Here is an 8,021-nt window from a genome sequence, read left to right on the forward strand (position 1 = left end):
CTTCATGCAGCGACAACGTCGAGATCACCCGAATCGGGAACCCGCGAACACTCGTGCTGGTCCCAAGCCCCGTGTGGGGTTTGCGGATGGCTTCTGAGCGAAGCGGCGGTCAGCCTCGCTGTGAGAGGCCCCCTCCCGTTCCAGGCGGGCCATGGCGGCCAGGAACGTCTGACCGCGGATCGCTTGGTCGAAGGCCCCGTAAACGCTCGTGTCCCGGATCGTCAACTCTGCTGTCGGCCACCCCATCTGCCGGGCCAGCCTGCGGTGAGGCAGAGTAAGAGGTGCCAGATCCAGGCGGCGAGTGAGGGACACCTCACCAGCCAGCGGCTCCCGGCCAGGGAGGAAGTGCTTGTGAATGGCATTCCACTGAGTGCTAAGGGTGGCGTCGGACAGCTGTGAGTAGGGGGTCGTCGGCAGCACGAATCCCAGTGCCGAGGCCCGCTGCTGGGCCTCGCCTAGCAGCTCGTCCGGGCAGATGGTGACAACGGGATGGTGATATTGCAGGTGGGGGCCGAGCGTCTCCTGGTCGAAGCAATCGATCGGCACCAAGACGATGCGGTGGTCAAGCCGTAGATTCTGGGCTGCCTTCAGCTGCCAGGCATCGACATCGGCGAGGTCCAGAAGGGAGGAGGGTAGGTGCAGGCAGTACCAGAGCCCGGGCAGCGCGGCGGCCACCGTCTTGGCCAAGCCGTGCGGAACGGTCGACTCTGCGGCAGCTGGTTGCTCTGGCAGGACTGGAACATAGGGCGACCTGTTCTGGTCGCGGCCCTCCCCGGCCCCTGGAGTGAACAAGACGGCGTACAACGGGGGCATTGCCAAGGGTGACGACATGGCGGGAGGACCTCGCTGTTTACTCGATCGGTGGCCCGCTCAACCTACTGTGTGGCGATGCTGCCTCAAGTCGGAAGCACCCGGAAGGTGCTGAGCCGCTTCAACGCATTTCAGGTGGCTGCTCTGCCTCGATGCTCAGTGGCGGGTCGCTGGCCTGGCAGTGGTTGCACGGCGCGGCGGGCCTGCTCCTGCACGAGCGATCGGAGCTCGGCCGGCGTGGGCCAGGGGGCGCTGCGGTGAATCATGCGGTGGCAGTTCGAGCAGATGAGCGCGAGGTCGGTGAGCTTCGTCGTGCTTTCTCCTGCCTCGTGGAGCGGCACCACGTGGTGGCACTCGACGTAGCCCTCGCCACGCTCACCGTAGACCTGACCGAAGTCGAAGCCGCAAGCCTCGCAGGCCAGCGTGCCGCCCTTCTTGAGCACCGAAGCGATCTTCTTCTTGCGGAGCCCCTTATTGCGCTCACGCGTACGGTGGCGTCGGTAGAGCACGCGGCCTTCCGGAGCGCTCGACTCTTCGTCGTCTTCTTCCTCGTCCTCGGGAAGCACCGGCTCAAGGATGCCAGCCCGGAGTCCGTCGCGCAGGAGCTGCGCTGCCTGCGCCATTTCCGCTGGACGATCGAGGAAGTCTTGCAACACCTCGCGGTCCAGTTGACCACCGTTCGTCGGATTGCCCTGGTAGTCGGGGTGGAAGCTGGCGATGTTGAGGGTCTTGTACGCCGCGCCGTTACGGTTGCGGTACTCGGCCGCCCGCTGCTCGAGTGGGTAGGCGGCAAGGAGCTGCAAGAGGTCGGACAGTTCTGCGATGCGAGGGTCCGAGGCCGAGAGGCCTTGCCAGCTGTTTCGCGAGACTACGTCGCAGGCCAGGATCAGCTCATCGCGGGTCCACTTGGGGCTGCGAGACGCGCCGATCCGGAAGCCCTCGCGCTTGAGCCAGTCCACGGCATGACGTAGGCCGCCATGCAACTCGTCAGAGGCGAGCGGGCGGCCGTGCTGGTGCTTGTGGGCGACTCCTGCAACGGCCTTGGAGTCGTACTCCTTGCCATCGTGCAGAATCAGGTACTTGCGGGCTTCCTTGTAGCCGTACAGGTCGAGGAAGGCTTGGCGGCCCAACTCGTCGTACTCCTGCAGGGTCTTGAGGATGTCGTCCCGCGAGATGGCTCCCGTTTCCATGGCCGGAGCTTACGGGGTAGGCCGGACAGTGAGTCCAGATCGCCCTGCGGACTGAGCGGCTATGGCGGCTTCTGAACTCCGCTGACAGCAGACCCTGGCGGCAACACCGACGGACGTGAGGCGGCAACGGAGGCTGCCCACGCTCGGATGGCGGGAGACGCGTGCGGCTCCGCTGAGCCTGCCCAAGCGGTCGAACGAGCTACAGATTCAGGGCTCGCGGGTGCTGGCCCGCCGCTCGCCTCCAGTTCTGTCTTCGCTCCGCGGCGGCGGCCGGCCGCGCCAGGTGTCGGACGGTCGTGGACGGTTCTGGCTGTCCCGCCATCGCGGCTGGGGCGGGCCGGCTCCGCAGCTATTTCCCACCTTTCCGGACTGGCCCCATGTCGATCAAGACCGGGGCCAGCCGGCCAAATCGCGGTCAGGTCAACACTCAGCGAAGAGGTAACCGCGCTAGCGCGCCCGGGCTAGATTTTGAATACCTTGCAAGCGTAATCGAGTAGCTGATCACGACGAGCAGCATAGGCAGCCAAGTCCCAATGCGGCAGTTGCGCCAGGTTTTGCGTCATTCCGACAGTGCTCTCAGCGTAGGAGCTTTGACGCTTTACACTAAATGGCTTATTGCCTGCTTTAGAGTTCTCCCCAGGCCCAAAGAAGGTCAAATTTCCGATGCGGTCCCGAATCTCAGACAACTGGTCATCTACATCGGCAGGCTGCGGGTTCTGGGGGTAGATGTGCTCAAGGGTAACCTGACCGAGATCAATGACCTTAACCATGTTAGGCTTCGGGATTCCAGATCCACCCTTGGCCAGCCAGGCTGCGTGATCCTCGATTGTCGTTAGGAGTTCGCAGATATTTACTCGCTGTGCAGGCCCAAAGTCGTACCGCAGTCGATTCTCGAGGCCGTTTCGGAACTGGTCGTCGGGGGCAACCTTTGCAATCAGCCCTTGAAGAGCGGTACGCAGCGACTTCCAGTCGACCGGCTTCCCTTCAGAGGCGAGCTTGCGGATCTCCTTTGCTGACGCATAGTAAGCGTTCCCGGGCGCAGTAGCATGCCCTCCACATACATTCTTGTAGCGGAAAGCGAAAACCTCAAGCATTTGCACCAGGCTAAAGAACTGCTTCTCACTCGAGGTTCTTGCCGCCGCCAACAGCAAAGGCATTGCGAGCTCATGCTTTAGGGACAGCACCAGCCTCTTCAGGCGATCCTTCTGCCAGTCTGATGCCGCCGGAACCTTGCCCGGTTCAAAGTTCGCCGGATATGGCCAGTTCCCCTTCTGGATTTCCGAGAATACCTTCTGCTCATCCCGAAACGACCGCACTTGATCTAGGATGACATTCGCTTCTGCGGCCGTGGTGGCCGAAGATAGTGGGAAGTATTCTTCTCTCAGCTTCTTGAAAAGCGGGAGGGTTGCGCGGATGCCTGTCGTTGACGGATAGTAGGCTCTAAAGAAATCGCTGACGTCTTTGGCGGACGCCTTCAGAATCTCATCCCACAACTTAGCAATCTGCTCCTGCTGCTCCGGAAATCCCTGAACGACTTCAAGCGTATAGCTTCGAAGGAGATCAGCGTCTTCCAGGGAGCGGCCGCGGTCGTTGAGCACGCTAAAGAGCTGGTAGGCGCGCTCGCGATCAACCGAAACGATCTGGATTACGTGACACTGGGAAATTATGGCCGTCCGCAGCCGATCCAGATTGGCAATCGCTACCTGAGAATCGACATTTTCGATAGCCGGCTTGATCAAGGCAGTGCGAATCTGTTCCTGCGCAGCCGCTAGAAGCTGATGGCTTTCCCTCTCCGGCTTGGATTTGTCGCCGTTAATCAAATCGCGAAAGAAGTGATTGTCGGCATCCGAAAGAACTAGCCGCGGGAGGGTCTCCTTTCGGCCTTCGCTTACAATTGCGTTGCGCCAGAAGAGAAACCTGTCGTGGGTGTCCGAAGCCAGGATTTCCGCGGAGGCCGAGGCAGCGGAATCGCCCTCTTTGGTCGAGCTCTCTGCGATATTATTCGCTGCACGTTCGATCTCGGCGAGCGCCAAAACTACTGTGGCCATCCGCTGTTGACCGTCAACGATCTCGTACTTGTGGGGTCGGCTTTGCGAATGATCCGTTTCCTCAATGCAGACAATCCCGCCAAGGAAATGGCTTACTACTTGCGGGTCGGCATTGACGAGGTCGCTAACGTCATCAGTGAATGCGGCCACTTGAGTATCCCAGGCGTATGACCGCTGGTACCGCGGAATGAAGAATGGGTGATGCTCTTCGAGGAGCGTACCGACAGCCACGCTCCTAGGTGTTACAGACGAAGCTCCGAAGGCCACAACTTGCCCCATCTTCGAGGTGAACGCGAGTAGACGATCAACAGTGCCATACGTCGGTCGTGTTGTCCCCGCATTCGACGTGATTCATGCGAGAAGCTTCGGCGGAGGTCATCGTCCAACTGCCGACGTCACGGCACTACTTCTCCGGCGCCGACCTGCACTCCAGCGGGAGGTCTGCTTTGCCCTGGCCAGCGTCCTGGGAAGGGACCGGAGCGGAAACGCCAGAGAGCTCGCAGGCGAGGTACGCCGCTTCTTCCGCCGACGCCAGAAGCAACCCCACATCGTGCGGGGCTCCTTCCGCGCCCCGCACGTCCGGTACATCCTCGACGCGCCGGAACATTAGCGTTTCGGGTCAATAGAAGGTGATCACCATGCGCGCCCACCACAGCGTGGGCCGCATCTACCGCCGCTGCGGCTGCCGCGACCATCAGCGCCACCAGCTCGGCACCCACTGTCCCCGCCTCACCACCGACCCCGCCCACGGGACCTGGACCTTCGCCGTCGACCTCCCCGCCACCACACCCGGCAGCCACAACCGCACCGTGCGCCGCGGCGGCTTCCCCACCGAGGACGAAGCCCGCACCGCCCTGCAGCGCTACCTCACCGGACGCGCCCTCGGCATCAGCGCCGACCCCAACCAGACCCTCGCCGACTACCTACTCCAATGGCTCGCGGGCAAGCGGCTACAGCTCAAGCCCACGACCTGGGTCCGCTACCGCGGCTACGTCCACCACGACCTGATCCCCGCCCTCGGCCCAATCCGCCTCGACGATCTCGCCTACGAGCACGTCCACCACTTCGTCCACGCCCAGCTCGCCGCCGGCCGTGGCCGCCCCACCATCTGGCACATCCTCGCCACCCTCTCCAGCGCGCTCGGCGACGCCGTCCGCACCCACCGCCTCACGGTCAACGTCACCCGCCCCACGGTCATCCCCCGCCCGGCCCGCCGACGAGCGCACCATCTGGACCCCCGCCGAGGCCGTCCGCTTCCTGCACTACTGCCGTGCCGCGGACCCCGACTTCGCCGACCTCATCGAGGTCCTCATCGGCACCGGACTACGCAAAGGCGAAGCCCTCGGCCTTCACTGGAACGACGTCCACCTCGACAGCCACACCCTCTACGTGCACTGGACCCTGTCCGCGATCGACAACAACAAGCTCATCCTCACAACCCCCAAGACCCGCAAGAGCCGCGACTGGGTCGCCCTCTCACCCCGCGTCCACAAGATCCTCGCCCGCCGCAAGACCAGGCCCCACCTGACCGCCGCCGTACGCAGGCCAGGCGGCGGCTACGTCTTCTGCCGCGACGACGGACAACCCCTCCACCCCGAGTACGTCCTCAACCACTTCCACGACCTGCGACACCTCGCCGCCACCCTCGCCCTCACCGCAGGCGTCGAACTCACCATCGTCTCGAAGACCCTGCGCCACTCCACAATCTCCACCACGGCCAACATCTACGGACACCTCACCAAAACCGCTGCCCGCCAAGCCGTCGAGGCCATCGCCGAACAGCTCGACCGCGAAGAAGGGCGCTACGACCGCAAACCGACCACCAGCCCGCCGGAACAGCGCCGGCCGCCCCACAGAGACCAGTATCCGAAGGCGGCGTGAAACAACGTCAGGAAACGGAACCGCACCATGCCCCGGCTTACGACCACCCAGCGATCACCAACAGAAAAGGCCGCTCCCACCATCCGGTGGAAACGGCCTCTGACCTGCGACTTCATAGTCGGGACGACAGGATTTGAACCTGCGATCCCTTGACCCCCAGCACCGCCGGGCGCGGCGGCCTGCTTGGCGAGATCATCCAGGACATCCGCGAGGTCGGCGGCTGCGCTGTCGCGGTTGATCACGTGGTTAGAGCAGGGGGCGGCCCCGGTGCTCAGCGGACGACACAGCACTGGCGGCGTCGGTTGCCCTATGACTTGCACGTCTAGAGGATTCCCTCCGGGACTCGCGGCTAGCCGCAATGTGCGTACCGTTGGAAGTGAGAGCTTTACTCTGCTCTCGGGGTGCCTATTCTCCTTCCGGGCGGAGGGTGATCGTCATGGACCTGCTCGCCTTATGGGCCTCACAGGGCCGAATTGCCTCTTCCACCATCCAGATGCTGTACGCCGCCGACCAGCGCCTCGCTGAGGCGGCCCGACTGCTGGATGAATTCCCCGACGAGCGACGGGCGGAAGAAGCAACCGAGACTCCCCGCTTCAGCCGATGGCGGGAGGAGCCAGGGGTTGCTGGCTTTTGGGGCGTCGGCCTATGGTTGCCGGCTCAGGAAGGTCCGCAGGTCCCGGCGGTGTTCGTCGACTCTACTCTGGCCCCTCTGGAGGGCTCCCCGCTCGTACCTCTACCTCGCGCAGCAGAGGCGGCACGCGAGATTGTCGTCCGAATGGACGCTCTAGGATTTCCGGGAGAGCTGACCAGCTCTCCGGAACAGCTGCCGTATCGCGGCCTGTGGGCGGTCGGCCGGGACCGGCCCGAGCCTCAGCACTGCGGTCCAGGGGACACAGTGCGCGTCCCAGGGGAGTCAGCCACCCTCGGTTGCCGAGTCGAGCTGAGCAACGGTAAGCATGCCGTCACTACCGCCGGTCATGGCGCACGCCAGACCGCCGATATCGCGCGGGTGCAGGGCAACCGAATTGGGCGCGTGACGCAGACCATCTGTCCCCAGCTACTGGCGCCCGGCGCGGTGTGCGCGGACGTCGCTCTTATCACTCTCGACAAGAACCACCAAGATAGACGCAGCGGGACCTTCCAGGGCTACGCCAGCACTGCGGCAGGTGATGACCTACTCGTCAACGTTCCGGCCGGAACCCAGCAGGTCTGGGCTCGCGCAGTTATTCCATCCCTCTGGTTGGACCGCACATGTGGCGCGTGGGGCAACGTGATCGAGACTGACCATAGCGTCAGCGCGAAGGGGGATTCAGGATCAAGCGTCGAGATCGGCACGAGCGCCGGCCGCATCACCGGCCATGTCGTAGCCGGCGACGCCGTGCGGACCGTAGTGCAGGACCTCGACTACCAACTCCGCTGGTTCAACGCGCAGCTGCGCCCCTGATCGCCCTCTCCTCCTCCTGGAGACGAAAGTGAATGCGTTGCTCTGGATCGTGACTATCGCTGGGGTAGTTGGCGCTGGCGTGATGCTTGGTGTCGGCCTGTACCAGGACAACGTCTACAGCTCGCCTATGCGCGAGGCAGCGAAGAAGGTGTTGGAGGCCGGACGGAAGACAGTCGAACAACAGGCGGGTGCGGTGGCCAGCACAGCCACGGGGGAGAACGCTGACCAAACAGCAAAGACGCTGGAAGCCCAATCGCAAGCCCTCGATACATTGGGGAGCGCGCTCGAAGGTATGGCGAAGTTCGCTGAGGCACTCAAGGGACTTGATGCAGCCACACGCGACTATCTGATATCCGTCGTGTTCCTGGTCGTGGCGGTGGCGGCCGCGTCTGTCGGCCAAGTCGCCGGTTGACCTCTGCAGCGGGGCGCCGCCTACCTACTCGCCCAACAGTGCGCGGACGGCTCGATTGCCAGTGTCCCGGACGCGATCGGGCCACGACCGTTCACCTGCCCTCCTGGCCCTGGGCACATCTCCCGCCGGCTGGTCCCCGCGCAGGGCTGATGCGTTCTCAGCAGGTGATCTTGAGGAGTGCGGTGGCGTGGTCGGGGCGTGACCGGTAGTGGTCGGCTGCGGCGGCGATGTTGGTC

At 63.7% G+C, this 8,021-nt stretch carries 7 protein-coding genes and 1 pseudogene; 4 read left to right on the forward strand and 4 right to left on the reverse strand.

All coding sequences use genetic code 11. The features are described from left to right. Positions 1–24: 24 nt before the first annotated feature. From ACZ52R_RS43065 to ACZ52R_RS43075, 3 genes are all read right to left on the reverse strand, one after another. Positions 25–687, reverse strand: a complete 663-nt coding sequence (locus ACZ52R_RS43065) for a hypothetical protein (protein WP_465755535.1) — start codon at positions 685–687, stop codon at positions 25–27. A 254-nt stretch (positions 688–941) separates the two neighbouring features. Further along, positions 942–2,000, reverse strand: coding sequence for an HNH endonuclease (locus ACZ52R_RS43070; RefSeq protein ID WP_465755536.1), 1,059 nt, complete (start codon positions 1,998–2,000; stop codon positions 942–944). 461 nt (positions 2,001–2,461) lie between these two features. Then, a complete protein-coding gene (locus ACZ52R_RS43075; RefSeq protein ID WP_465755537.1) occupies positions 2,462–4,279 on the reverse strand; it encodes a DUF262 domain-containing protein in 1,818 nt (605 codons plus the stop codon). 407 nt (positions 4,280–4,686) lie between these two features. On the opposite strand from ACZ52R_RS43075, the pseudogene ACZ52R_RS43080 reads away from it, so the two are divergent. Further along, positions 4,687–5,061, forward strand: a pseudogene (locus tag ACZ52R_RS43080) (hypothetical protein); the annotation flags it as partial. On the opposite strand, the gene ACZ52R_RS43085 reads toward ACZ52R_RS43080, so the two are convergent. Next, positions 4,999–5,211, reverse strand: coding sequence for a hypothetical protein (locus tag ACZ52R_RS43085; protein ID WP_465755541.1), 213 nt, complete (start codon positions 5,209–5,211; stop codon positions 4,999–5,001). The pseudogene ACZ52R_RS43080 and the gene ACZ52R_RS43085 sit on opposite strands and share 63 nt — an antisense overlap. Here ACZ52R_RS43085 and ACZ52R_RS43090 point away from each other — a divergent pair. The 3 genes from ACZ52R_RS43090 (at position 5,141) to ACZ52R_RS43100 (ending at position 7,785) form a co-directional block, all read left to right on the forward strand. Then, positions 5,141–5,929 carry a site-specific integrase gene (locus ACZ52R_RS43090; protein ID WP_465755538.1) on the forward strand — a complete coding sequence of 263 codons (789 nt, stop codon included), beginning with the start codon at positions 5,141–5,143 and terminating at the stop codon, positions 5,927–5,929. The two genes, ACZ52R_RS43085 and ACZ52R_RS43090, sit on opposite strands and share 71 nt — an antisense overlap. 436 nt (positions 5,930–6,365) lie before the next feature. After that, the gene (locus ACZ52R_RS43095) at positions 6,366–7,373 is read left to right on the forward strand and encodes a hypothetical protein (RefSeq protein ID WP_465755539.1); all 1,008 of its coding nucleotides are present in this window, start codon (positions 6,366–6,368) and stop codon (positions 7,371–7,373) included. A gap of 28 nt (positions 7,374–7,401) precedes the next feature. After that, complete coding sequence (locus ACZ52R_RS43100; RefSeq protein ID WP_465755540.1) at positions 7,402–7,785, forward strand: hypothetical protein; 384 nt, start codon at positions 7,402–7,404, stop codon at positions 7,783–7,785. Positions 7,786–8,021: the final 236 nt, after the last annotated feature.

The sequence above is a fragment of the Kitasatospora sp. NPDC034023 genome (genome assembly GCF_055575795.1).